The sequence below is a fragment of the Gardnerella sp. DNF01180P genome (assembly GCF_049244205.1).
Classification (GTDB): Bacteria; Actinomycetota; Actinomycetes; order Actinomycetales; family Bifidobacteriaceae; genus Bifidobacterium; species Bifidobacterium swidsinskii.
Map to the genome: position 1 here is coordinate 117,196 of NZ_CP058386.1, position 26,349 is coordinate 143,544.

Consider the following 26,349-nt stretch of genomic DNA (forward strand, 5'->3'; position numbering starts at 1 on the left):
CGATGAATATGAATGAGGAATCTGCAAGATTTTTGTCTAATGACACAGAATTATCTGCAGAAAAAATGGTTCCTTCTAAGGAAGTTAATTATTCAAGTGAAGAAAATAATTTTGATGAAATATCTGGTAATTCTTCTTTAGGAAATATTGTTAAAAATTCATCATCTTCTGGACGTGTTAGTGGTAGTTCCAATACGTATCGTCGTACAATTGGTGGTGCTGCTTCATCTATTTCCAATAAATCAAATGCAACAAAATCGGGACGTGTTCCGCGTGCTCGTCGTATGAGTCTTTCTTTAGTAAGAGTAGATGCATGGTCTGTAGCAAAAGTAACATTCCTTTTAAGCGTTGCAGGAGGAATTATTCAAGTTATTGCTGCAGGTTTAGTGTGGTTGTTCTTGAATATGATTGGTGTATTTGATCAAGTAACGCAGATTGTTTCTTCTACTGGTTTGGATAGTAACGGTTTTAATCTTGCAGATGTGTTCTCACTCCCAACAGTATTAAGTACTGTGACTATTTTTTCAATTGTAGAAATAATTATAATAACCGTATTATCTGCAATAATTGCTCTTCTATATAACGTTGTTGGTTCATTAGTTGGAGGAATTCACATTACTTTAGGTGACGACTGATAGTGTGAATAATTTAGCTTTGGATAATAAAATTCCCACTGTTTACTACGAAGCAGTGGGAATTTTTTATAAGAAAAATAAGAAATTAACGTTTTACTAGTTCGTCACGAATATCTTGTAACAGTTGAATAGTTTTTTCTTCACGCTCTTTTCTTTTTTCTTCTTCAGTTTTTTCATGTTCAATTTGCAACAAATCTGCACCAATTTCACGCAATTTATTAATAGGTAAAACAATGCAGAAATAAACTGCTGTAGCAACAATAAGGAAATTCAATAATGCTCCAATTACTGCGCCAAAAGAAATTGTTGCACCATTCATACTAATAGTTAGAACACCATTAAGTTCTGGCTTTCCACAAATCATTGCAATAAGAGGATTAATAATATAATTAACTATCGTTGTTACTACTGCAGTTACTGCACTACCCATAACAACACCGACAGCCATGTCGATTACGCTGCCTCGTAAAATAAATTTTTTAAATCCTTTTATCATTAGTATTTTCTTCCTTTTATATATTATTGAATATTAGATTGTGAGTTAAAATCTAATATTTGTTCTTCGTAAGTAGATTTGTCATTATTTCTGTTGTCAATATATAAATTATGTCGCTGGAACGAGCGCAAAATTGTAACAGAAAGTAGTGGATATATAATTGCTGCAGCTAATACATCCGTAGGGAAATGAGCAGCGACAATAATACGTGAAACAGCAACTATAACAACAAGAATTGCGCTAAAAAGTAATCCAAATTGAATTGATGATGGTTTATTGATGTAAAGAATCAACATTGCCATAACGCAAACTGCTACAGCTGCTGAAGTGTGTCCACTTGGGAAACTTGGATCAGTTGGTAATTTAATATTCAAACCAATGTGGGGACGCGGACGATTTACAGCAAATTTAACTGCAAAAATGTAAATCATAGGAAGAAGCGAAATTAAAAGTTGAATTATTGTCATCTTCCAATTTTTATTTACAAATAATGAAAGCACTGCTAATAAAACGAGTATTGCTATGCAACCCTTAGTTGAAAAAACTAAAGCTAATATTTTTGAAATACTGAGAATTACAGAGGGAACACTCTTGTGGAACCAGGAGACTATGGATGATTCATAAGTGCGCTCTTTACTCGTAACTAATAGTGCTTTTCCTAAGAACGGAATAACAACTGCGAGTAATAGTGTAAAAATAGTAGCGGAATTTCTAGTGAAAACCGATAATCCGCTGTGATTACTGTTATTTTTCTGCATCATACTTGTTAAGATTACACGCACAATGATGTAAATGCACGTTGGAGAGTACGAAATAATATGTATAAAAAAGAAAATATATTAGAAGAAAAGCGTGTGGTAGTTGAACACCGTACCCGGTGACGAGTACTATGATGAACAGATAGAAAGGGTTTACCATGAGCGTGTTTGACCGATTTGAGAAGAGCGTGGAAGGTGCAATGAACAGCGTCTTCGCAAAATTCGGCTCCAAAGATTTGCAGCCAGTCGATTTTTCGAGTGCTTTGGAACGTGAAATTGACGCTGAAGCCATGCCTATTGGCAGAGATCACACAGTTGCTCCAAATGAGTACCGTTTTAAGCTGAGTACGCCTGATTTTGATCATATTGAACAATGGGGTAGTGAAGCATTAGCTAATGAGCTTGCAGATAATCTTACTCAATATGCTAAGAGTCAGCATTATGCTTTCGTAGGACCTGTAGTTGTTATTTTTGAAGAGGATTTGGAATTAACTAAAGGTAATTTCCATTTGACATCTGAATCTGTTCAGGGTAATGCTGTTCCTGTTACTACTGAGGATCAATCGCAGAATCACCCGATGCTTGAAATTAATGGTAACCAGTACTTGCTTACAAAGGATCGTACTATTTTAGGACGTGGGTCTGGTTGCGATATTGTAATAGATGATCCAGGTATTTCTCGTCATCATCTTGGTATTGATATAACTCCTGACGGTGTTATTGCTCGTGATCTTGGATCTACGAATGGTACATATGTAGAAGGTCATCAGGTTCCTGCAGCAACATTGGTTGATGGCAACACTATTACTATTGGTCGTACGCGTATTCTTTATTGGGCATCGTCTCAAGACCAGGAGTAATAAGTATTTCCGAGCTAGGAGACGATAACGCGCATGATGTTTACTGAATTAACGTTTGCAATACTTAAGTATGGCTTTTTAGTCTTACTTTGGATTTTTGTATGGTGCGCTATCCGTTCGCTTCGCTGCGATATTGAAGTATTTAGTCCTAAAAAATCTCGTTTTTGGAAGAAAAGTTCTCGTCGTAATTCTCGTGAAGCAAAGTTTTCACAAGTTATGCAAGTGCGTGAGACGCCAGTATTTGCCAAAGCAGAAAATCAAGAAAATACATCCGGTTCTCCAACTTTGTTAGTTGTTATTGATGGACCTTTGGCAGGATCTTCATTCCCATTGAACGCTGCTGGTGTGACTCTTGGTCGTGCTGCTTCTAATACAGTCGTATTAAATGATGAATTTGTATCTTCACACCATGCTCGTGTTTATTTTAATCAATCAGTTAATTCTTGGGTTCTTGAAGATTTAGGCAGCACAAATGGAACCATGATTGGTCATAATCGTGTTACTGAGCCTGTTATATTAGCTCCGCGTACTTCTGTGCGAATCGGCGCAACAATGTTTGAATTGAGGTAACAAATGAAACAAATCAATTCAAATAACGAAGAAGAAATTCAGACCGCAGTTACTGGGCAAATAGAAAAAATATCATCTATAACAGATAAAAATGATATTAAAGAAAATCGCGCAAATTCTGTAGAAAAAATACTTTTTATGTATGCTACGGCTGTCAGTGATGTTGGAACTGTTCGTAGTAATAATCAAGATTCTGCATTTGCTGGTGAACATTTAGCTGCAATTTGCGACGGAATGGGTGGTCATGCTGGAGGAGATACAGCTTCTACTATAGCGATTCGTTCTCTTGCACATATTGAACAAGATTCAAGACCGCATGATGTTAAAACTGTTTCTTCAATGATGGAAACATCGATTATGGCTGCTCATGATGCGATTGTTGGTAAAGCTAAGCGTGAGCGCCGTCTTGCTGGAATGGGAACGACAGTTACTGCAGTAACTCTTGTAAGAGGATACTGGGTTCTGGCTCATTTAGGTGATTCTAGAGCGTATCTACTAAGAGATAATCATCTTATGCGCATGACTACTGATCATAGTTATGTTCAGCATTTGATTGATACAGGTCATATTACGCCTGAAGAAGCGCGAAATCATCCTCAACGAAATGTTGTTATGCGAGTACTAGGTGATTTTGATATAGATCCTCGTCCTGATATTGCTTTGCGTTCAGCTCATCCTTCTGATCGTTGGCTTCTTTGCTCTGATGGATTGTGTGGAGTTCTTGAAGATTTAACTATTCAAGATGTGATGAGTAGTATTTCTAATCAAGAAGAATGCGCTCAAAAATTAGTATCTATGGCACTTCGTGCTGGTAGTACAGATAATGTTACAGCCGTTATTGCAGATGCAACGCTTGCACTTGATGCTGATGCATTTGATCTTCCGCATCAAACTCCACTTATTGGAGGAGCTGCAAGTAAGGATCTCGAGTCAATTGCAGATATCGTAAATAAAGCAGTAGCTTCAGCACCGGCATTGCGCGAAGATAAGAATTCACCAGCTCAAAGAGCAGCTGCGCTAGCTCAAGATGATGATAATTCTAAAAATCCAGATGAAGGAACAATATCTATTACAAGAATTGTGCAACCTTCACACATTCGTGAAGAAGTTGGAGAATTACATACACCTGACACTAATGAGATTCCTATAGTCAAAAAAAAGAATGGTAAAGTTTCAACAGATCCTCATGATCCAGATGTTGCTCGTGCTGTTAAACATGAGCAGGATGAGGCACATCGTGCTCATTCATTGAGGCGTAGATGGACTCGCATAGGCATATCTTTGGGAATATTACTAGTATTATTTGTTATTTCTGGAGTAGGCTACGGAGTATATGCGTGGACTCAAACGCAATATTATATTGGAAAAGACAGTAACAAAGTTGTTATTTATCAAGGAGTGCCAACAAATATTTTTGGTATTGCATTATCTCACAAAGTGGAATCTACTGACATCCCTGTTAATAAACTAGATAAATCTTGGCAGGATCAATTAAAAGAAGGTATTAGTTTTGGCAGCTTAGTTGAGGCTCGTGGTCATGCTTCGTTAATTCGTCGAGAAATGCGTGCGCGAGAACAAGAAAAACTTAATGAACAGAATCAAAAGAAATTAGAAAATAAAATAAATAAAAATAAAGATAACGCGAAGCAAGGGGGTAAAACCTCATGAATATGATTGCTACGCGTATCAGACAGATAGCATTGTTGCTTTTTGCAACATTGCTTTCTGGCATGGCATTTTTACAGATGTTTTTCCGTATTGACGGTTATATTTCTGCTAATTATGCAGCAATGTTGATTCTCGTTATGGCACTGTTTTTCGTATTTTGGGGTGTTCTTCTTGTTAAACAGCCATATGCAAGTCAAGCTATTTTACCTTGTATTATGCTTTTAACTGCAATTGGAACAGTTCTTATAGCTAGAATCGATAGGCAAAATAATACAAATGTTGCAATAAAACAAATGGTGTGGATTTGTGCAGCATTAGTATTATCAATTATTTTCGTTATTCTTTTGAAAGATTATCGCATTTTAAGGCGTTTTTCTTATGTGAATATGGTTATAGGCTTGATTCTTTTGCTTTCACCTATGGTTCCTGGATTAGGTAAAGAAATTGGTGGAGCGAGAATTTGGATAGGTTTTGGAGATCACACAGTGCAACCAGGAGAGTTTGCTAAGCTTTTCCTGTCATTCTTCTTTGCTGCGTACCTGTTTAATCATCGTGATCGACTTGCTGTAGGTGGAAATAAGGTTTTGGGAGTTCACCTTCCTCGCTTACAAGACATGGGACCTATTGCTTTAGTATGGGCAGCATCAATGGGTGTGCTTGTTATCCAGCATGATCTTGGAACGTCATTGATGTTCTTCGCAATGTTTGTGTCAATGTTGTATGTGGCAACAGGTCGCAGAGGATGGATTGCTGTTGGGGGTATTGCTTTTGTAGCTGGATGCTTGATGGCAGTAAAGTTATTCGCACATGTGCAATATCGTGTGGATTCGTGGCTTCATCCATTTGATAATGCGGTTTATAATCGTTTCCCTGGTGGCTCAGCGCAAATTGTATCTGGATTGTTTGGTTTGGCTGCTGGAGGAACAACCGGAACAGGTTTAGGACAAGGTCATCCTTCTATAACACCGCTAGCTAATTCTGATTTTATTTATGCTTCTGTTGGTGAAGAGCTTGGTCTTACTGGGCTTCTAGCCGTATTGGTTTTGTATTTAATTATTATTGCATCCGGAATGATTACTGCAATGAAAATTAAAGATGGCTTTGGAAAATTATTAGCTTCAGGGCTTGTTTTTACTATGGCTTTCCAAGTGTTTACTGTTGTTGGTGGAATTACTTTGGTTATTCCATTAACCGGTTTAACTTTGCCGTATATGGCAGCTGGAGGTTCTTCTTTAGTAGCAAATTATTTGCTTGCATCTTTGCTTATTGTTATTTCTCACGCTGCAAATAAACCTGAACCTGCTCCTGTTTCCGATACTTTCCAATACGCTGCCTTAGCAGCGTTGCGCGAGCGTGAATTGCAAGAGCGAGCTAATACGAATACAAATAATAGTGAATATAACAATACAGATTATGAAAATAATATAGATGCTTCTGCTGTTATTTCCTCTTCAGAAAGAGGTGATAACAATGAATAAAAGTCTTAGAGAACTTTTTACTGCAGTATTGGTACTTTTTGTAATACTTGGTATTTCAAGTACAATTATTACTTCTATTAAAGCGAATGCTCTAAATTCTGATCCTCGAAATCGCAGAGCTTTATACCATGAGTTTGGCGCTCCGCGTGGAGCAATACTTACATCAGATGGCACAGTTATAGTGAAATCTGAACCATCTAAAGATGCTTTTGTGTATCAACGTCAGTATTCTAACGGATTAGTATATGCTCCAGTTACTGGATATTTTTCTATTAGCCAGCGTGCAGATAGAGGAATTGAAGCTTCCCGTAATAGTTTATTAAGTGGAGAATCAGATGCTCTGTTCTGGCAAAGATTCCGTTCATTATTTACTGGAGCAACTAATCGCGGAGCTTCTATAGAAACATCAATTGATTCACGTTTGCAAAATCTTGCTTACAATCTTCTTAAAGGCAAAGACGCAGCTTTAGTTGCAATTGAGCCAAAAACCGGAAGAATTCGCGCCATGGTAAGCACTCCAAGTTATGATCCGAATGATCTTGCTCTTCACAATATTAATGAAGTAAATAAATCGTATGAGAGAATAACATCAGATGTGTCAAATCCTATGCTGAATCGTGCTGTTTCTGAGCTTTATGCTCCTGGCTCTACGTTCAAAACTGTTGTTGCAGCAGCAGCATTAGAATCTGGAAAATACAAGCCTGATACGAAAATACCTGCTGGTGCGAGCTATGTTTTGCCTGGAACCAAGACGTCTCTTACAAATGTCACTTACCAAGCGAATGGCGTTGATGGAAAAATATCTTTTGAGGATGCTTTAGCATATTCGTCTAATACTGCTTTTGCTCAATTGGGTAATTCTTTAGGATCTGACGTAATTGTAAAGCAGGCAAGAAAGTTTGGATTCTTCGATTCGCTGCCTATTGATGGTTCTGATTCTACTGGATTCCCAATACGATCCGTGAAATCTACTTTTTCTATTAAGCCAACTCCAGATAGACTAGCTCTGGAATCAATAGGTCAAGGTGATGCTAAGGTTACACCTTTGCAAAACGCTATGATTGCGGCAGCTATTGCAAATAATGGAACATTGATGAAGCCTACTCTTGTTGATTGTGTAAGATCTAGCGATTTGTCAGTATTGTCACAAACTAGACCAACCGTTATGAACCAAGTAATGAGTAGTGACAGTGCATCTAAATTAACTTCTATGATGCAGGCTGTTGTTACAAAAGAAAATCCTAATCTTGCTTTACCTAATATTCATGTTGCGGCTAAAACAGGTACTGCACAGATTGGAATGTATAATCAAGCTGCTAATGGTTGGGTTATTGGATTTGCTCCTGCTGAAAATCCTAGAATAGCTATAGCGGTTATAGTACATAACACAAGTACATTTGGTAGTTACGCGGCAGGACCTATTATGCGACAAGTGATGGAGGAGGCGCTTAAACAATGAAACTCGTTGAAGGACAGTTAGTTCATCATCGTTATAGACTTGATCGCCGCCTTGCTCAAGGCGGTATGGGAGAAGTTTGGAAAGGCTTTGATATTCAACTTGGGCGAATTGTTGCCATTAAGGCGTTACGTACAGATACCGTAAACGTTGAAGCAAAATTACGTCGTCTTCGTGCTGAAGCGCATAATTCAGCAAATTTAGCGCATCCTAATATTGCAGCATTATTTGACTATTATGAGCACGATGGTATTGGATTCCTAATTATGGAATATGTGCCAAGTAAATCATTGGCAGATTTGTATCATAAAGAAAAAATAATTGATCCTACCAAGTTACTTCCTATTCTTATTCAAACAGCTCGAGGACTTTTTGTAGCTCATTCTCATGGCGTAATTCATCGCGATGTAAAACCTGCAAATATTATGGTTTCTGATACTGGCAATGTGAAAATCACAGATTTTGGTGTGTCATATTCCAGTGACCAAGAACAGATCACTCAAGATGGCATGGTAGTTGGAACAGCTCAATATATTTCTCCAGAACAAGCACAAGGTGAACAAGCTACTGCACAATCTGATATTTATTCGTTAGGTGTTGTGGCATATGAAGGTTTGTGCGGACATCGTCCATTTACTGGAGCAACGCCGGTAGATATTGCTGCTGCACATGTTAATGATCCTGTACCACCTTTGCCAGAAAATGTTGATTTGCAATTACAACAGTTTATTATGTCTATGCTTGCAAAGAATCCAAAAGATCGTCCAAAAGATGCATTAGTTGTGTCGAAAGTATTATCTCGTATTGAGCGCAGACTGCTAGATCAAGAAACAGCCTTCAACAATACAACAGGAGTACTTTCTACAAATTTGCGACAACGAAGATGTATTAAAAGTATGCCGCAAAACCAAGTAAATATTATTAATATTTTTAATATCAATGATCGCAAGGAGCAGCAATGAATACCACAATGCCCACCTCATTAGCGAATGGTCGATACGAATTAGGGGAGCTTATTGGCCGCGGCGGCATGGCGGAAGTGCGTGTTGCTGTTGATAAGCGCTTAGGTCGTACAGTTGCTGTGAAAATCATGCGTTCCGATTTAGCGAACGATGAGATTTTCCTTTCGCGATTCCGCAGGGAAGCGCATGCCATTGCGCAGATGAACAATCCTAATATTGTGAATATTTATGATTCTGGAGAAGAATCTGTTATAGCAGAAAATGGCTTAGAAGAGCGTTTACCGTATCTTGTAATGGAATACATTAAAGGTAAAACATTACGCGATATTCTAAAAATGAATGGAGCTTTAAGTCAGAGAGACGCTGAACAAGTTATGCTTGGCGTACTCAATGCTTTAGAGTACTCACACAGAATGGGTATTATTCACCGCGATATTAAGCCTGGAAATATTATGATTTCCGAGCAGGGCATGGTGAAGGTAATGGACTTCGGCATTGCTCGTGCTCTTGACGATTCTGCAACAACTATGACACAGTCTCAAGGTGTTGTTGGAACAGCACAATATTTGTCTCCAGAGCAGGCTCGTGGTGAACAAGTAGATATGCGCTCTGATTTGTATTCTGCAGGGTGTGTGCTGTATGAAATGCTAACTGGACGTCCTCCTTTTATTGGAGATTCAGCTGTTGCCATCGCATATCAGCATGTTTCAGAAGTGGCGACACCTCTTAGCACACTTGTTCCAGGCATGCCTGCTATGTGGGACAAGATTTGTGCTAAAGCAATGGCAAAAGATAGACAAAATAGATATGCCACAGCATCAGAGTTTAAGAATGACATTCTAGCGTTTATGAACGGTGGAGTGCCTGTTGCAGCAGCGTTTAATCCATTGACTGATTTAGCTAATATGAAGGCGCGTAAGCAGGCTGAACAGGATGCTGCAACTATGGCTATGGGCATGACAGATGGTGCTGCAACTCAATCGTTCAATCCTATTACTGGTCAAGTTGAATCTGCAAATATTGCATTTTCTCCTAGCACGCGCGCGTCACAAAGAGCAACAATGCAAGCGCAACGTCGTAAACGAGTAGTAATCGGATCTATAGTTGGAGTATTAGTAACAGTATTAGTTCTTCTGGGTGTGCTGTTTATGCTCAATCGAAGTCGTGCTACTGGAGATGTTGTAGTTCCAACATTTATGGAGACAACAACGCAGGATGCTGCTCGTGAAAAGTTGCGTGCACTTGGTTTGGTCCCAGATATTCGTGAAGATGATCATTCTTCTCAACCTGAGGGAACTTTTACTAAGCAATCACCGCGTGGAGGTGAGCATGTTGCTTCTGGATCCAAGGTGACTGTATGGTTCTCGGTTGGACCACAATCAACTCGCGTGCCAGATGTAAGTGGTAAAACGCAAGAAGCTGCTCGTAAAATGCTTGAGCGTGCTGGGTTTAAGATTGCTAATGTTCGAGTAGAAGATAGTGCAGATATTAAGAAAGATCATGTAACTCGCACAGATCCTGACGCAGATTCGTTTGCTGATAAGGGTACGTTAATTACTTTATATATTGCATCTGGTTTAACTAAAATTCCTGACGGTCTTGTTGGCCAAAGCAAAGACATTGTGGTTAGCCAATTAGAGAATTTTGGTTTTACTACGGATGTAGTTAAGGAAGATTCAGATAATGTGCCTGAAGGTTCTGTAACTCGACTAAATCCGTCGTCTGGTTCCTCTGTTAAACCACACAGCTCTATTACTGTGTATGTTTCTCAAGGTGCTTCGAAAGTTGAAGTTCCTAGTATAGATCTTGGTACTGTTACCTTCAAACAGGCGAAGAAAATACTTGAAGCAAAAGGTTTGAGAGTAGTATCTGATTCAATGGCAAAAGATGACGATATAGTCATGAGTATGTCTGAGGAAGCAGGAAGCAAGGTTGAGAAGGGCAAAGCGATTACATTAGTTACACGTCCAAGCCTTGGTTCTTCATCTGATTCAGACTGATTTAGATTTGTATTAGATTAAGTCTGTAAAAATAATGTATATGCTGCTTGTTCTACAAGAAAAGTAGAACAAGCAGCATTTTTGTATCTCTAATTTTTGTATCTCTAATTTTTGTATCTCTAATTTTTGTATCTCTAATAAAATCCGTATATTACTTATAAAAATTGATGCGTGAAAATAGATTTGTATAAATAGACTTATATTAGGTTGCAAAGTATGTGATAAAACGAAAAAATAGCTGTTTAAGATATGTTTGTTTATTTAGACATAGTTTTACAGCAATGCGTTATTTTATGTGTTTCTATAGGCTTTTATTTTATTAATATAAACAAAAGGCGACTGCGCTTCATACGCAATCGCCTTAAATGTTTTTATTTTGTAAGTTTTAAAGCAATCGTAAGAATATTTAAAACTTACTACTTAACCCGTTATCATACAGTTGTTGAGTAATTAGACATCTGCTGAAGGAATGGAATTGTAGATGCGCCCCAAGGGAAAATCCACTGGAATAATGCTAATACAATGAAGAAATAAATCAGAATCGAAAGAATCCAACGAATCGCTGTAATACCTGGTTGTATGCGCAAAAGACCGCCAAAAATGCTTGCATCAGGCTTTTTCTTTAATCCAGAATGAATAGCGCGAAGTTCTGGCCATTGCCAAGCAATTGCTCCTGCTACGAAAATCATCATATACACTAATAAAACAACCACCATAACTGGCACTAGTGAAGAAAGACGAGAAACTAGAGATTGTTGCTCATTGTTAATAAACTTCACTTTTCCTTGCTCATCAATAGTAGAAAGTTCTTTTGGAATGCCATCGCTAATCTTTGCCCAATAAGCGAATTTTGCGTAGCTAATCCAGCGATGAGTTGCAGCAGTATACTTAGGTTCGCACGTTGTAAGAGTAAGCATACGTTTTGTTGGTTTCTCACCAGGATGATCAGGATTTGCATCAATAACTTCACCGTGATCTGGTGTAACAATCTTGTAAGAAGTGTACTTATAGACGAACCAATAATCCTTTGTACGAACTACTATTGCGTCGCCAGGCTTCAGTAAGTCTACATCTCCCAATGGCTGACCATAACCATTTCGGTGACCTGCTACTGCAAAATTACCTATTGCACCAGGCATTTGTGTGGTTGGATAATGACCTAAACCACGCTTGCTTAAGATGTCTGGCGTAATGCCTTCTACAACATTTCGTTCCCACTGATTTCCAAAACGTGGTATGTATAAACGAGCTACAAGGTCTTCAGACTTTGGTTTGCTTAAAGCAGGTGGGTCAGTATTCTGTGGTAAAGCAATCTTCGTTTTATCACCAGTTTTTGGGTTTTGCCAAGATATTGCTTGACGTGCCTCTACTTGAGTGTGCTCAGCCTGCTCTCCAGTCCACCACATTTGCCATGCAATGTACAATGCGCAAATAACTGCAAAAGCTATCAACAGTTCGCCAATAATTCCAGCGGCTTGCCACCAGAAATTCGAGCTGCTACGCTTCGTTTTTCCTTCCTGCATATTAGCAGATTGCATAGTGTGCTACTCCTTTATTGATGTATGAAGACTTTGCAACATATTTTATTTGTTTAGCACTTTAGGAACTGTTGCGTACCTTAATGGTTGCAACAAAGCCGATGCTTCAGGGAATCGCAGATTATTCTTTTTCTCCACTTTCCATCCTAATCCAAACGAACTTACATACTCCTTGTAGGTGTGTATGGCTGGTGAATTGTTTAGAGCATCAACCATGCTATCCATTGGACCAATAGCAGATATTTTATACGGTGGCGAGTACTGATGACCTTGCAACATAAGAACGTTACCAATACAAACAACTGCGGAGTTAAATAATACTCGCTGATCCTGAATAGTTATTGCTTCTGCTCCGCCGCGCCACAAAGCATTTACTACAGCTTCAATATCTTGCTGGTGGATTACGTAATCATTAATGGTTCCGGATGTTCCGGAACCATTAACTGCGCCTTTCCATAGAGGAGAGTCGTTGAGAGTTACAACAATTCCAGGTCCTTCAAGTTTTGGAAGTACGGTACTACTTCCAGTATCAGAAGATTCTTTTCCTTCATTAGTGCTGCTACCAAGCGTTTTATTAAGTAAATTAATTTTAGAATCTAAAGATTTTATATCTTCTCGTAAATTTTTTGTGCGCTGTGAATTTCTTTCAACCATTTGACTCGTATTAGAAGTCACAAAAGCAGAGCGGTTTACGCGCAAGTTAAGAACGAATAAATAGCCGGTAAGAAATACTGCAACGGCAACAGCAAAACTGCTTAACAGCGAGTGTTGAGCACGATGTTTCCCAGTTCTCTTAGCCATATTTTATCTTCATCCTTCACGCGTTCGAGTGTAACCACTATTATAGCGTGTAGCCGATTGATTGGAGAGTTACAGTTATGGCTGATGAAGAATTGCACACGACTGCAGCTGACGACGCTGCAAAGAAGAGCGATACGTCAAATGAGAATACTTATGGCGTTCCTATGGACGAAGTTGAAGCAGTGTTGAATGCTACTGCGGATAAAGCAGCGCTTTCTCCACAGATTCAGCAAATGATGCAGAGACAAGCTGAAAATAGGCGACGTGTCGAAGAAAGCATTAAAGGCACAAAAGCTAATGCTGCATGGTTTGTGCCGCTGTTCTGCACATTAATGGTCGTTGGATTAATTTGGGCTGTTGTTTATTATTTGAACCCTGTGCTTCCAATTCCTGGAATTGGTGCATGGAATTTAGTTATTGCATTAGTAATAGTAATGACTGGATTCATTATGACAATGTGGTGGCGTTAGTCTGTAAAACAAACTGCTTAATATGTTTTAAAAGTAGCTATGCAAATGTTGCGTAGCTACTTTTTATTTTGGTGCTGCTACTGCTCGAATAAGTATATGGTTTTTATTGCTATCAGTTGTTGCAATAATTCTTGTATTTCCGCCATCTTGTAGGTTTAATTTTTTGCGTAATGCTTCTACAGGTATTGGAAAGTTACGAGTAACAATATTTGCATGAGTGATATCATCAAAAGTTTGTTTTATTTCGCGTTTATTCATGCTGCATATATTTTCAATTTTCCATATTTTTCCTGGAAATTCTGAGTAGTATTCTTCCGATACGTAAACATGACTATTCGCACTGATTTGTTGTATATTGTATTGAGTTTCTAACAATGAAAAACAGCCAGCTTTCATGATTGCTGCATTTGGCTCATAAACGTATTGCGACCATTCTTGCCAGTTATTTATATCTAAATTTTCATATTTTTTATTATTTTCTTCTTTATTATTTAAAACATTTGATTCAGGCTGTATTGATACCTGATTTGTTGAAGTATTGTAAGTTGCTTGTACAACAGTTATCTGATCATCGTTTGCGCAATATACTGGTACTTTTGTGTGCTGAGAGTTGCTGAGTATTATCAATAGTTCCTTGCACTCGTTACTATGTGCGACTATATGTACGGCTTCTACATTGCCACTAAAATCGCTAACTGTTTTGTGCCAATCAAGCATTGGAGAAAGTTTAATAATCACTATTTCTGCTTTAGTGAGCAATTGATTTTTAAGATCTAATACGTTTGGAGTGCAATCTTCAATAGCGTATGTGCGAGATCCTTGTTTGTTACGACGAGCTGGATCGACGTATATTATCGTTGACTTAGGAATATTTTTGAGTGCATCAAGGCTATTGTTGTTGTAGCACTTTACGTTTGTAATACCAAGTGCATTCATATTGTGATGTGCAATGCTAGAAAGTTCGTTTTGCTGTTCAATGCAAATAGCAGAATCGAAAACTTCAGACATTATTGTGCAATCAACGCCAAAGCCGCCAGTAAGATCCACAAGTGTGCTACTAAAATTTTCTGAATTTAATTTGCTGAGTAATTCTTTTGCAACATTTGCTTTGTATTGTGCTGTTGATTGAGAAGAACACTGTTCCATAGAAATATGCGCAGGGTATATAACTTCGTTGCAGGAAGCCCATTTCGGTAGTTTTTGTTGCGCAATCTGTCTACCTGCTATTTGGTTAATTGCAAAAGGTATGTCGATATTTGCGTTGCGTGGTGCTTTAAGAGCAGCTTTGCTTGGTGACAATTGTGCGTTTTCTTTAATAAAAGTGAGTGTAGAAGCGTTTGCTGGTTCGATTGTTTTTGGAACTTGAAGTGTAGGCATGAATCTCATTCCTTGTTGAGGTGTAGAAAATTTTAGAGCAAGTAAAAGTTAAAATTATGTAGTCGATAGTTTAGTCCACAAAAAACTTAAATTGTGGATAACTCTTATACACTTGTGCACAGGTTCAAAAAAGGCAAGTTATCAACGTTTGTGATTAACTATGTGGATAACTTATATAGTTGTCACCAATTTAGGCACAACTTATACACAATCCTGTGCACATTGGTGGAAAACTACACACGTGTAATTTAACAAATTATGCCTTCAAACAAAACATTGCACAAGCAGTGAGAATAGCAAATAGTGATACAAAATATACTAAGAAACGCGTATTAAACGAAGCTTTTTTAAGTAGCGGATTTTGTACGCCGAGCAATGCTGCAATTGCGGTACCAGAAACTAAGCCTCCAACGTGTGCTTGCCAAGCGATATTAGGCACAATAACTGGCATAGCGAGAGTAATAGCAATCCAAATAATTGTTCCTCGCATGTTTTCTCCTAGTCGCCATTGCGCTACGAGAAGTGCGCCTATAAGCCCCATAATAGCTCCCGAAGCACCGTATGAAGCGACGAACCAATTATTAGTGAGTTTGCACCATACAATATCAGCTACGCTTCCGCCAAAGCCGGATATTAAATATAATCCAAAAAACTTCCATTTACCGAAGAATCGTTCTAATTCAACTCCGAGCGACCAAAGACATAGCATATTGAAGAAAATATGGGTTAAATTTGGTGCGTGAACAAACATTGATGTGAACCAAGTCCAAGGTGTCTGTAACGCAGTGATTGGAAGAAACGCAGTATAGCTTATTAGAGTCGAATAATAATTTGGATAGGCAAAGTTCAGTATCATTTCCAATATCCAAATAAAAATGCATGAATATACTAAAATGGCTGTGGTTGTGTTAAAACGAAATCTTATATTATTTAAAATATTTTTAATATCAAAGTTGTGCATATGCTTATGATATCGGTTTTACTTCACAAATTTAATCAATAACATTATTTAAAAAAGATGCAACTCTGAAGAAAAGCAACTATGATAGTTATTACGCGACAAAAAGCGGTATAGATTGTTGACTTGGACGAGCAGGTCAGCTTAACCGGAAAGGAGCCATCATGGAGAACAGATCCTCTGGCGGTTGGAAGTTCTTTGCACTGCTCTTCGGAGCACTGCTCGCAGGTATTGCTGCGTTGTATGTGTACAAGCAGCATAATCCTGATTATGACCCTTGGGAGGAACCATGGGAGAACAGTTCTTCGCCAATTGACCTAGGGTTAGAAAAAGAAGAGAAAGAAGCTAACGATACTCCTGCCGCCGAGGCATAAGTGACATTTGCTTTATACAGTCCAAAATGAAGGCGATTGCGTATATTCGTAGTCGCCTTCATTTGTAATTACTAAAGAATTGTTGTAAACAAAAGCGTTTGTCTTACATGCAATTTAACTAAAATTTACACAAATAAAAGGCGGAAACTGATTAACAGTCTCCGCCTTTTATTTTCTATGTATTGCTATTGGAGAATACTCAATTACTCAGCAACAGGTGTTGGAAGAGCACCAGTGTGCCAAATGCGATCGAGGTAATCTTCGATAGAGCGGTCAGAAGAGAAGTAACCAGAGTTGGCTACGTTCAAGACTGCCATGCGAGCCCACTTCATTGGATCGCGGTAAGTTTCCTCAATCTGAGCCTGAATATCCATGTAAGAGCTGAAGTCAGCCATTGCCATGAAGTAATCATGGGTGAGCCAATCGTTAACGAGTGGCTCGTACACGCTCTTGTCGCCATTGGAGAAGGTGCCGTCAGCAACCATGTCAACAGCGGTCTTCAAGCGAGGATCAGACTCGTAGTACTTACGGGAGCCGCCGTGATCGTATCCTTCAGCGTAGAGCTTATCAACTTCGTCAACGGTCATGCCGAAGAGGAAGAAGTTCTCTGCGCCAACGCGCTCGCGAATCTCAACGTTTGCACCATCGAGAGTACCAACAGTCAAAGCACCGTTCAAAGCAAACTTCATGTTACCGGTACCAGAAGCTTCCTTACCAGCCTGAGAAATCTGCTCATCCAAATCGGTGGCAGGAATCAAGTTCATAGCCAACTCGATGTTGTAGTTTGGTGGGAAGAACACTGCAAGCTTGCCCTTGCATGCTGGGTCGTTATTCACCACGCGAGCAACATTGTTAATGAGCTGAATGGTGAGCTTTGCCATAGCATAGCCTGGAGCAGACTTAGCGCCGAAGAACACGGTGCGTGGAAGCATCTTGTCTACGTCGATTGTGCCATTCTTGATTCCAGCGTATGTGGAGATAACCTGGAGGATCTTCATGGACTGGCGCTTGTACTCGTGCAAACGCTTAACAATGGTGTTGAACATTGTGTCTGGGTTGATCTCAAAGCCATACTTCTGCTTTGCAAAATCAACGAAGGCAAGCTTGTTCTGCTTCTTAACTTCAGCAAACTTCTTAACGAACGCCTTGTCGTCAGCCAATGGCTTCAAGCCTTCAAGAAGCTCCAAATTACCCTGCCATGCGTCTGTGCCCAAGCCCTCAGTAATAAGAGCAGACATGCGTGGGTTGCTCAAGCGCACGAAACGACGAGGAGTTACGCCGTTAGTAACGTTCTTGAACTTATCTGGGTAAACGCTGGAGAAGTCCTTCAAAGTGACATCCTTCAACAACTCAGAGTGAAGTTCAGCAACACCGTTAACGTAAGAACCGCCGTAGGTAGCCAAGTAAGCCATGCGAACTACAGCACCTTCGCCATTTTCGTCAGCGTCGGTAGCGATGCGCATGCGCTCAACCTGATCCTCAGCAACGCCCTTACCGCGAAGCTCGTTGCGGAACTGCTCGCTAATGCCCTGAATGATTTCAAGGTGGCGTGGCAACAGTTCGCCAATAAGCTTGGCTGGCCAAACTTCCAAAGCTTCTGGAAGCAAGGTGTGGCAAGTGTAGTTGAAGGTCTTGGTGGTGATACCCCAAGCGGTGTTCCAATCGTAGTCGTACTCGTCCATAAGAACGCGCATAAGCTCTGGAATGCCGATAACTGGGTGAGTGTCGTTCAACTGGAAGTTAATCTTGCTTGGGAAGGTAGTGAGATCCGGCTTATCCTGACCTGGGTAGAATACGCGGATTGCATCATGGATAGAAGCAGCTACGAAGAAGTACTGCTGCTCAAGACGCAAAGCCTTACCTTCTGGAGTGGAATCTTCTGGGTAAAGAATCTTAGAAATGTTTTCTGCTGCAACCTGTGGCTTTACAGCATCCAAGTACTCGGACTTGTTGAAGGTGAGCAAATCAAACTCATCGTAAGACTTAGCGGTCCACAAACGAAGAGTATTTACGCGACCAGAATTATAACCTGGAACCATGTAGTCAACTGGTACTGCGCGAACAGACCAAGCTGGCTTCCAAACGCGCTTGCCGTTTTCCTCTACAACTTCACCACCGAAGTTGACGCGCTGGTCACGACCATAATCAATGTGACCCCATGGCTCTTCGTTGCTAAGCCAGTAATCAGGGGTTTCAACCTGCTTACCTTCTTCATCAAAGCGCTGCTTGAAGATGCCGTAACGATACTGGATGCCGTAGCCAAATGCTGGAACGCCAATAGAGGCGAGTGAATCGATGAAGCAGGCTGCGAGACGACCCAAACCGCCATTACCTAAACCTGGCTCATACTCAGCATTGATAACTGCCTTTGGATCGAAGCCAAGCTTAGTAACAGCCTTATTGAATTGGTCAGTAAGACCAGCGTTCAACAAAGCGTTCTCAAGCTGCTTACCCATCAAGAACTCTGCGCTCAAATAGCCCACAGCCTTGGTGTTGCCATTAACCATGTCATGCTGAGTCTGCATCCAAGAGTCCATCAAGTGACGACGAACTGCGGTAGCAGCGGCAACATACACATCTGCCGTAGTGGCCTGCTCTGGCGTTACACCCTGGGTGTACTTGAGGTGCTCTTGAAGTTCTTTGGCAAATGCCGTCGCAGTAGTTTTGGCTTTCGGCGCGACGTGTTTAGTCATATTTGACTCCTTGTGCCGTTTGATATATTTCCTAAAAGTGTGCAGCCTAAAACTTTGTGTTTAGACAATTAAACCATCACCATTTTGCAGATAACCTTTGCAGATAACTACAAGAGGCATGTGAATGCACACAATAACCCCAAGAGTACCACAACCTAATCCCTTTAAATATTTGTATATAACGTCTTAATACAAATATATTGCTGAAAGTAGGTTGTTTAGAAGATAATAAAAATATGTCAGTAATACTTGAACGAGATATAAAACAAGGACAATGTGCTTGGCAATTCTGGCGTGAATCTGCTATTAAAGCACTTGGCAATGGCATAGAAGCCATGCAAATAAATAGTAATATTTTAAATATCTCTTTAAACGACGAAGCTTTAGCGGTTAGATATTCGCTATATCTTCTTGAGGATAAAGTGCCTGGGTGCGCAGTAGAAGTAAGAGTTGCGCCTTTTGGTGCAGTAAAAATTTTGGAAGGACCAGCTTCGGATCCGCATAATCTCACACCGCCAGATGTTATTGAACTTGAGCCTAAAGTATGGCTTAGATTAGCGAGTGGTGTTACTAAATGGCATCAGGAACAGGACTTTGGCAACATAAGTGCAATTGGCGAGCGTGATGATTTAAGCGATATTTTGCCGCTGTAAGTTGGCTTTATTGTAGCTTAATTGCGTATTTACAGCGTGTATTTACAAATATCCTGGGCAAACAGTATTTCGAATGCCCAGGATACGTAAATAAAATAATTTTAATAAATTTAATTTTTAATTGTCGTGTTTGTGTATGAAGTTTGGAATTGGCATAGGGATATGATGATGCGCTGGCGTGTGCGCTCCTGAGTTTGTAGAAGAGTTTTCGCTGCTAACGGCTTTTGCAGCTGCTTCCGCAGCCCACTTGGCATACTCGTCTAAATCATCTTCGTTTGAAGCATCAACGGCATCATTTTCTTGATCTGTGTCATTCTCTTCTGGAAGATATGTATCTTCCTCATAGCTTTCGCTCGACGCAAATGGATCGAAGGATCCTTGTCCGGGTTCGCTGGAATTAAGTTCCTTAGCAAGCTCGTCATAATCCGTATCGGTCGTCAGGTATTTGAGCTTACGGGCAATTTTCTGTTGCTTTGCCTTCTGTCGTCCGCGGCCCATCTGACCCCCTCTAAAAATTAAGTAACAATCAGTTCATCACACAAGAGCGTACCACTTAACCGCAACCGAGTATATTGTCTGTGTAAACTTTTACCATAAAAGCCATATTTTCAGCGTAAAAATACGCACAATTAAGGAGCCTAAAATGCCGGAAGAAGCACAGGTTACAGCTGCTGGTAATGAGATGAGCGCAAGCTTCCTTGCAGCGCGTAAACGTTCAGATGCAACGCTTGAAAAGTTACAAGCTAGCCCTTCGTCTTTTACTATGCTTACTGGAGATCGCCCAACTGGTCGTTTGCATTTAGGACATTATTTTGGATCTATTCGTGAGCGTGTTGCAATGCAGCAGCGCGGAGTAAAAACCAATATTATTATTGCAGATTATCAAGTAATTACTGATCGTGACACCACTGAGCATATTGAAGATAATGTTTTGAATTTAGTGCTGGATTATATGGCTGCCGGAATTGATCCTGAAAAAACAATGATATTTACTCATTCCGCAGTTCCTGCAGCAAATCAGCTTATGTTGCCTTTCCTTTCGCTTGTTACAGAAGCAGAATTACACAGGAATCCTACTGTAAAGTCGGAAATGGAATCATCTGGACATGCTTTAACCGGATTGCTCCTTACGTACCCAGTGCACCAGGCTTGCGATATTTTGTTCTGTAAAGCTAATGTTGTGCCGATTGGTAAAGATAATTTGCCGCATGTTGAAATCACTCGTACGATCGCGCGTCGTTTTAATGAGCGATATGCAAAAAAGAATCCAGTGTTCCCAGAGCCGGCAGCAATTTTGTCTGATGCTCCTGAAATTCCAGGATTGGACGGACGAAAGATGAGTAAATCTTACGGTAACTCGATTATGCTCGGGGCTACTGCCGAAGAAACTGCCAAATTAATTAAGAAGAGTCCAACTGATTCTGAGAGGATGATTACTTTTGATCCAGTAACTCGTCCGCAAGTTTCTGCGCTTCTTACTACCGCAGGTTTAGTTACAGGTAGAGATCCTAAAGATATTGCTGCAGAAATTGGTAACGCTGGTGCTGGCGCATTGAAAGCTTACGTAATTGAAAATGTAAATAATTTCTTGGCACCTCACCGTGAGCGTCGTGCAGAACTTGCAAAAGATATGGATACTGTTCGAGACATTTTGCATGATGGCAATAAGCGTGCAAATGCTATTGCAGAAGAAACGCTTTCCCAAGTGCGAGATGCTATGGGAATGAAGTATTAATTAAATTTCAATAAGTAAATTAATAAAAAATAAAGCCGCTCGCAAGAAAACTTGTAAGCGGCTTTTTGTTAAAAATTAACGAACTGAAACTTAGAACATCACACGTCGTAACGCCAGCTTTTATCTGTAATAACGCGTGCTACAGCAAGACCAATAGGTAAGCAAATAATTACCATGAAAGCGCGGAAAGTCCAGTCTAACGCTGGAAGCGTGTGAAATTGACCAAGATAAAACATTGCGCGATACATATAAAGTCCAGGAACCATAATTACGATAGATGGAACCGTAAGACCTATTCGTGGATAACCCAAATATTGAGGCGCTAATCCGTGACGAACGATAGTTCTCCAAGTAGAAGCTAGCAAACCTGCCAATAAAGCACCGCTGAAAGCTGCAATTTCGGCAGCAACTCCAAAATCTGTCATAGTTAAACGCAATGTGTCAGTAATAGCGCCAATAACGCCAGCAACTAAGCACATTCGTTGTGGAGAATTAAACAGAACTGAGAAGCCCCATACTCCGGCAAAAGCTGTAATAAATCGAAGAACTGCGTTAAGCCAAGGATTTAATCCGAGAGGAGGGAAGCCTTGAGGATTGAGATGTACAAGGCTTGCAACTGTCCATCCCGCAAGAGTTCCCATCAAAATAATAGCCATTGTGTAACAAAGTCGTTGAATTCCTGAAGGGAAATCAATTTTTGCAATATCTAAACCGCCTGTAATAAGAGGGAATCCAGGAATAACAAACAACACTGAGCCAATATATGCAGTTGTGTGATTGAGCGCGCTAGGGTCAAAGAAGCCAATAAGACGCAAAGCCCCAATGCATGATAGTGCACCTATTGCAACAGCTACGAATGTAACTACAAACTGGTTTAGATGCTTCATAAACATTCTGCGACGAATATAGTGACCGATTCCTGCTCCAATAAAAGCACCAATCATGTCGTAAATGCCACCGCCAAGCAAGAACGCAAAGGATGCGCAAGCAACTGCCGAAGCAAGACCAGCAAACCACGGTTTGTATAGCGGTTTCCTATTTTTAATCAAATCAAGACGGTCGTGTACTTCCCTAACTGTAAGAGGATGATCATTTTTAGATTCGTCATTACTATTAGATGCGTTTACGTGCGAAAAATGTTCAGCGTAAGCACTTTCTGGCTGCAATGCAAAAATGCCGCGTGGTTTTTCTTTTTTTATAGCTTCTTGCAACGCTTTCTTTTTTGCAATTTTAGTAGCATTTTCTTCAGACTGCTTAGCTGTTTGTACAATGGTATGTTCGTCGTCGCTCGCTTGCAATGTGTCAACTAATTCCTTAGAAACAGCAGCTTTAGAGTGATATAAAGAATCGTTTCCAAGCTTGACGTTAAACCAATCTGCAAAATGTTCTAGAAGCCAAATGCGCTCAGTGTTAACACCTGTGGTTGGAAGATCTACAACTTCAGTAATTCGCTCATGCTTATCAGTACAAGTTGCCTCAATATCTGTGAGATTCACGTCTGCGCGCACATGTACACCCATTGGTTCGCCGATTCTGTGCATAAGCTCGCGAACTCGGTAGCTTCCTGTGCCTGCTCCTAAACCGAGCGCACCGACGCGAATAATAATACTCGATTTCGCAGCAATTCCTGCTTGCGTAACTGGCTTATCCCAATCTCGCTCAACATCGTCCATATCGAGTGGAATAGCATGAGTATGAAAACGCCCAGAAGGTTTTCCGACTATATGACCAGTCGAAAGAATTTCAGGCTTATCGCAATCGCAGTTGTTGATGCTGTTGTCGTATTCATTATTCTCAATATTATTCTCTGCTGTACTCACAATTTTTTAGTATACGCAACCCCGTTGCCGAGTTATATTTTGTTGCTAAATCAGCATTCTTTACTACGTCCGGTGGTAGTTTCACAATTAACTTGGTATCTCGCTGGAAACAAGGCTGTGGGCTTGCAACTTCTGACCTACATAACCGCGGAGGAGCTGCGGAAGTCAGACGACCAAGCAACCTTAGTCTGGCGTAAGGAGGTCTGATGGCAACAGAAAATCAGCAGGTTACTCCGGCAGACGCAACTATTGTTACGTCTGGTTTAGGGCGAAAAGGCCCAGAGGAACGTGACCTTCCAGCATCACTTAAGCAAGACATGGATTTGTGCTTGCATATTCTTCGCGATGTTCTTGGCGAATTCGATGAAAAATTATTAGCAGTATTCGACGATGTGCGTTTGAATGCTGTAGAAGCTAGTGCGGCTCATTTTGCGCAAATGGTAGACGCAAAAGTAACTGCAGATGATGGCTTAAGTAAAGCTGTTAGCAAGCTCAACGGAATGAATTTGCACGATACGCAGCTTTTAGCTCGTGCTTTCGCAACATATTTCCACTTGGCAAATTTGTGCGAGGAAAATTATCGTGTTTCTGTACTTCATCAGCGTGAATGTGAAGTTGAAGATTCATTGCCTGTTGATCCAGTTAACGAACTAACTTGTGCTTATCACAAGTTGCTCACTGAAATGAGCCCTGCTGAAGCGAAAGAATTGCTTGCAAAGCTTGAGTTTCATCCTGTATTTACCGCGCACCCAACTGAAGCTCGTCGTAAAGCCGTTGCAGGTAAGATTCGCAGAATTTCGCAATTACTAAGCGAACATCATCGTTTAGGCGGATCTGATAAGCGCGAAAATTATCGACGTCTCTATAACGAAATTGATGCGCTTCTTCGCACTTCTCCGATTGCTTTAAAGAAGCCGACTCCAGTTGAAGAATCTGACACCATTCTCGACATTTTTGACGCCACTTTGTTTGACACGATTCCAGTCGTGTATCGTCGATTTGACGATTGGCTGCTTGGTAAGAAGGCTGGATTAGTTCCTCCGCGTTGCCCTGCATTCTTCCATCCAGGAAGCTGGATTGGTTCAGATCGAGATGGCAATCCTAATGTGACAGCTAAAGTGAGCCGTCAAGTCGCTCGAAAGTTTAGCGATCACGTGCTAGCAGCTTTGGAGAATCGCACGCGCGAAGTTGGCAAGTGCTTAACTATGGAAACTCGCACAACTCCTCCAAGCGTGGAGTTGCTTGAGTTGTGGAATCGTCAGCGCGAAATGAGCGAACAGCTTACAGAAAACGCTTCAGACGTTTCTAATAGTGAGCCACATCGTGCAGTAATGTTGGTAATGGCTGACCGTTTGCATCGCACTATTAGCCGCGATACGGATTTGATGTATCATTCTTGCGAAGATTTCATTGAGGATTTGCAAATTGTGCAACGCTCTTTGGCAGAAGGCGGAGATCCTCGTGCTGCATATGGTCCTTTGCAGGATTTGATTTGGCAAGCGCAAACCTTTGGATTCCACATGGTTGAAATGGAATTCCGTCAGCATTCTCTCGTGCATTCTCGCGCTTTGGAAGATATTCGCGAACATGGATTGCATGGCGAACGCGGTCCGCTTCAGCCAATGACTCGTGAAGTACTCGATACGTTCCGCGCTTTGGGAGCAATTCAAAAGCGCAACGGTATGCGCGCTGCTCGACGTTATATTATTTCCTTCGCAAAGTCTGCTCAGCATGTACGTGACGTATTTGAGCTAAATCGTCTTGCTTTCGCTCACCCACAGGATGCGCCAACAATCGACGTCATTCCGCTGTTTGAGCAGTTGGAAGATTTGCAAAACTCTGTAAATGTGCTTGAGGAGATCATTAAAATTCCTGAAGTGCAAGCTCGTCTTAAGGCTACTGGCCGCAAGATGGAAGTTATGCTTGGCTACTCGGATTCTTCCAAGGATGCTGGTCCTACTTCCGCAACGCTTGCTTTGCATTCTGCTCAGGAGCGCATTGCTAAGTGGGCTAAGAAGCACGATATTGATTTGACACTGTTCCACGGCCGCGGCGGTGCTGTTGGTCGCGGTGGCGGTCCTGCAAACCGTGCAGTGCTTGCTCAGCCAGTTGGTTCCGTCAACTGCCGCTTCAAGCTTACTGAGCAGGGCGAGGTTATTTTCGCACGATATGGCAATCCAATTCTTGCTATTCGTCACGTTGAATCCGTTGCTTCTGCAACTTTGCTTCAGTCTTCGCCAAGTGTTGAGAAAACTAACACTGATATGACGAAGAAGTATGCGGATATGGCTGCAAAACTTGATGTTGCAGCTCATGAGCGTTTCCTTGATTTGCTGCAAACGGATGACTTTACTCCATGGTTCTCTACGGTTACGCCGCTTAGTGAGATTGGTTTGCTTCCAATCGGTTCTCGCCCAGCTAAGCGCGGTTTGGGTGCGAAGTCGTTGGATGATTTGCGCACAATCCCGTGGGTGTTCTCCTGGGCTCAGGCTCGCATTAACTTAGCAGCATGGTACGGATTGGGTACTGCTTGCGAAAAGTTTGGCGATTTGGAAACTTTGCGTCGCGCTTACGAAGAGTGGCCGCTGTTTAGTACTTTTATTGACAATATTGAGATGTCTTTGGCTAAAACGGATGAGCGTATTGCTCGCATGTACTTAAGCCTTGGAGATCGCGAAGATTTGAGTGATAAAGTACTTTCAGAAATGCAGCTTACTCGCAAGTGGGTTTTGCAAATTGTTGACGACAAGTGGCCTTTGCAACATCGTCACGTGCTCGGTCAGGCAATTCGCGTGCGCTCGCCTTATGTTGACGCGCTATCTGTAATCCAGTCGCTTGCATTGCACAAGCTTCGCAACAAGGTAGACAAAGAAGAGCTTAGCGAAAGCCAGCAGGCAGAGTTCATCTACCTTATTCTTTGCACTGTTTCTGGTGTTGCTGCAGGCTTGCAGAATACTGGATGATTTTATAAGTTTATATGATTAAGAAAAGCCTTCGTACTGCTTTATTAGCTGTGCGTTGGCTTTTCTTTTTATAATCATATTTTA

22 protein-coding genes are annotated in these 26,349 nt (G+C 40.8%); 13 read left to right on the forward strand and 9 right to left on the reverse strand.

What is annotated here, in order from left to right:
* The first annotated feature begins 65 nt into the window (after positions 1–65).
* The gene (locus HXT40_RS00500; RefSeq protein ID WP_369827461.1) at positions 66–635 is read left to right on the forward strand and encodes a DUF3566 domain-containing protein; all 570 of its coding nucleotides are present in this window, start codon (positions 66–68) and stop codon (positions 633–635) included.
* Positions 636–720: 85 nt separating this feature from the next.
* Here HXT40_RS00500 and mscL read toward each other — a convergent pair whose 3' ends face one another.
* Together mscL and HXT40_RS00510 are read right to left on the reverse strand one after the other, a co-directional pair.
* Positions 721–1,131 carry a large conductance mechanosensitive channel protein MscL gene (gene mscL, locus HXT40_RS00505; RefSeq protein ID WP_004106097.1) on the reverse strand — a complete coding sequence of 137 codons (411 nt, stop codon included), beginning with the start codon at positions 1,129–1,131 and terminating at the stop codon, positions 721–723.
* A gap of 23 nt (positions 1,132–1,154) precedes the next feature.
* Positions 1,155–1,892 carry a phosphatase PAP2 family protein gene (locus HXT40_RS00510; RefSeq protein ID WP_004109555.1) on the reverse strand — a complete coding sequence of 246 codons (738 nt, stop codon included), beginning with the start codon at positions 1,890–1,892 and terminating at the stop codon, positions 1,155–1,157.
* Positions 1,893–2,047: 155 nt separating this feature from the next.
* Between HXT40_RS00510 and HXT40_RS00515 the strand changes: the two genes are divergently transcribed.
* The 7 genes from HXT40_RS00515 to pknB are packed head-to-tail and all read left to right on the forward strand — an operon-like array spanning position 2,048 to position 10,883.
* Entirely contained in the window at positions 2,048–2,749 is a 702-nt protein-coding gene (locus HXT40_RS00515) for an FhaA domain-containing protein (RefSeq protein ID WP_012913694.1), read from the forward strand.
* A gap of 33 nt (positions 2,750–2,782) precedes the next feature.
* Positions 2,783–3,319 (forward strand): FHA domain-containing protein FhaB/FipA, encoded by a 537-nt coding sequence (locus HXT40_RS00520; RefSeq protein WP_004109549.1) that lies wholly within the window; start codon positions 2,783–2,785, stop codon positions 3,317–3,319.
* A gap of 3 nt (positions 3,320–3,322) precedes the next feature.
* On the forward strand, positions 3,323–4,987 hold the full coding sequence (locus HXT40_RS00525; protein WP_421777250.1) for a protein phosphatase 2C domain-containing protein: 1,665 nt from the start codon (positions 3,323–3,325) through the stop codon (positions 4,985–4,987).
* Positions 4,984–6,465 carry an FtsW/RodA/SpoVE family cell cycle protein gene (locus HXT40_RS00530; protein WP_004109544.1) on the forward strand — a complete coding sequence of 494 codons (1,482 nt, stop codon included), beginning with the start codon at positions 4,984–4,986 and terminating at the stop codon, positions 6,463–6,465. Before HXT40_RS00525 ends, HXT40_RS00530 begins: the two co-directional genes overlap by 4 nt.
* The gene (locus HXT40_RS00535; protein ID WP_004109541.1) at positions 6,458–7,924 is read left to right on the forward strand and encodes a peptidoglycan D,D-transpeptidase FtsI family protein; all 1,467 of its coding nucleotides are present in this window, start codon (positions 6,458–6,460) and stop codon (positions 7,922–7,924) included. The genes HXT40_RS00530 and HXT40_RS00535 overlap by 8 nt, the downstream gene beginning before the upstream one ends.
* On the forward strand, positions 7,921–8,883 hold the full coding sequence (locus HXT40_RS00540) for a serine/threonine-protein kinase (RefSeq protein ID WP_116431998.1): 963 nt from the start codon (positions 7,921–7,923) through the stop codon (positions 8,881–8,883). Before HXT40_RS00535 ends, HXT40_RS00540 begins: the two co-directional genes overlap by 4 nt.
* Entirely contained in the window at positions 8,880–10,883 is a 2,004-nt protein-coding gene (gene pknB / locus HXT40_RS00545) for a Stk1 family PASTA domain-containing Ser/Thr kinase (protein ID WP_076002513.1), read from the forward strand. The genes HXT40_RS00540 and pknB overlap by 4 nt, the downstream gene beginning before the upstream one ends.
* Before the next feature lie 431 nt (positions 10,884–11,314).
* Here the strand turns inward: pknB and HXT40_RS00550 are convergent, their stop codons facing one another.
* Positions 11,315–12,421 (reverse strand): class E sortase, encoded by a 1,107-nt coding sequence (locus HXT40_RS00550; RefSeq protein ID WP_004109532.1) that lies wholly within the window; start codon positions 12,419–12,421, stop codon positions 11,315–11,317.
* Positions 12,422–12,466: 45 nt separating this feature from the next.
* Complete coding sequence (locus tag HXT40_RS00555) at positions 12,467–13,222, reverse strand: DUF881 domain-containing protein (RefSeq protein WP_076002512.1); 756 nt, start codon at positions 13,220–13,222, stop codon at positions 12,467–12,469.
* A gap of 77 nt (positions 13,223–13,299) precedes the next feature.
* Between HXT40_RS00555 and crgA the strand changes: the two genes are divergently transcribed.
* Entirely contained in the window at positions 13,300–13,692 is a 393-nt protein-coding gene (gene crgA, locus HXT40_RS00560) for a cell division protein CrgA (RefSeq protein WP_004109527.1), read from the forward strand.
* A gap of 63 nt (positions 13,693–13,755) precedes the next feature.
* Here the strand turns inward: crgA and HXT40_RS00565 are convergent, their stop codons facing one another.
* Both HXT40_RS00565 and HXT40_RS00570 read right to left on the reverse strand, forming a co-directional pair.
* On the reverse strand, positions 13,756–15,069 hold the full coding sequence (locus HXT40_RS00565; RefSeq protein WP_103013747.1) for a THUMP-like domain-containing protein: 1,314 nt from the start codon (positions 15,067–15,069) through the stop codon (positions 13,756–13,758).
* 256 nt (positions 15,070–15,325) lie between these two features.
* Entirely contained in the window at positions 15,326–16,030 is a 705-nt protein-coding gene (locus HXT40_RS00570) for a rhomboid family intramembrane serine protease (RefSeq protein WP_004109516.1), read from the reverse strand.
* A 161-nt stretch (positions 16,031–16,191) separates the two neighbouring features.
* Here HXT40_RS00570 and HXT40_RS00575 point away from each other — a divergent pair, with 161 nt between their 5' ends.
* Complete coding sequence (locus tag HXT40_RS00575) at positions 16,192–16,401, forward strand: hypothetical protein (protein WP_004106126.1); 210 nt, start codon at positions 16,192–16,194, stop codon at positions 16,399–16,401.
* 203 nt (positions 16,402–16,604) lie between these two features.
* On the opposite strand, the gene HXT40_RS00580 is transcribed toward HXT40_RS00575, so the two are convergent.
* On the reverse strand, positions 16,605–19,094 hold the full coding sequence (locus HXT40_RS00580; RefSeq protein ID WP_103013746.1) for a glycogen/starch/alpha-glucan phosphorylase: 2,490 nt from the start codon (positions 19,092–19,094) through the stop codon (positions 16,605–16,607).
* Positions 19,095–19,330: 236 nt separating this feature from the next.
* Here HXT40_RS00580 and HXT40_RS00585 point away from each other — a divergent pair, with 236 nt between their 5' ends.
* On the forward strand, positions 19,331–19,747 hold the full coding sequence (locus HXT40_RS00585) for a sterol carrier family protein (protein ID WP_103013745.1): 417 nt from the start codon (positions 19,331–19,333) through the stop codon (positions 19,745–19,747).
* A 117-nt stretch (positions 19,748–19,864) separates the two neighbouring features.
* On the opposite strand, the gene HXT40_RS00590 is transcribed toward HXT40_RS00585, so the two are convergent.
* Complete coding sequence (locus HXT40_RS00590; protein WP_103013744.1) at positions 19,865–20,245, reverse strand: DUF3073 domain-containing protein; 381 nt, start codon at positions 20,243–20,245, stop codon at positions 19,865–19,867.
* Positions 20,246–20,390: 145 nt separating this feature from the next.
* Between HXT40_RS00590 and trpS the strand changes: the two genes are divergently transcribed.
* Positions 20,391–21,482 (forward strand): tryptophan--tRNA ligase, encoded by a 1,092-nt coding sequence (trpS, locus tag HXT40_RS00595; RefSeq protein ID WP_103013743.1) that lies wholly within the window; start codon positions 20,391–20,393, stop codon positions 21,480–21,482.
* Positions 21,483–21,580: 98 nt separating this feature from the next.
* On the opposite strand, the gene HXT40_RS00600 is transcribed toward trpS, so the two are convergent.
* Positions 21,581–23,302, reverse strand: a complete 1,722-nt coding sequence (locus HXT40_RS00600) for a threonine/serine ThrE exporter family protein (RefSeq protein ID WP_103013742.1) — start codon at positions 23,300–23,302, stop codon at positions 21,581–21,583.
* A gap of 206 nt (positions 23,303–23,508) precedes the next feature.
* Between HXT40_RS00600 and HXT40_RS00605 the strand changes: the two genes are divergently transcribed.
* Complete coding sequence (locus tag HXT40_RS00605; protein ID WP_012913687.1) at positions 23,509–26,265, forward strand: phosphoenolpyruvate carboxylase; 2,757 nt, start codon at positions 23,509–23,511, stop codon at positions 26,263–26,265.
* Positions 26,266–26,349 lie beyond the last annotated feature (84 nt).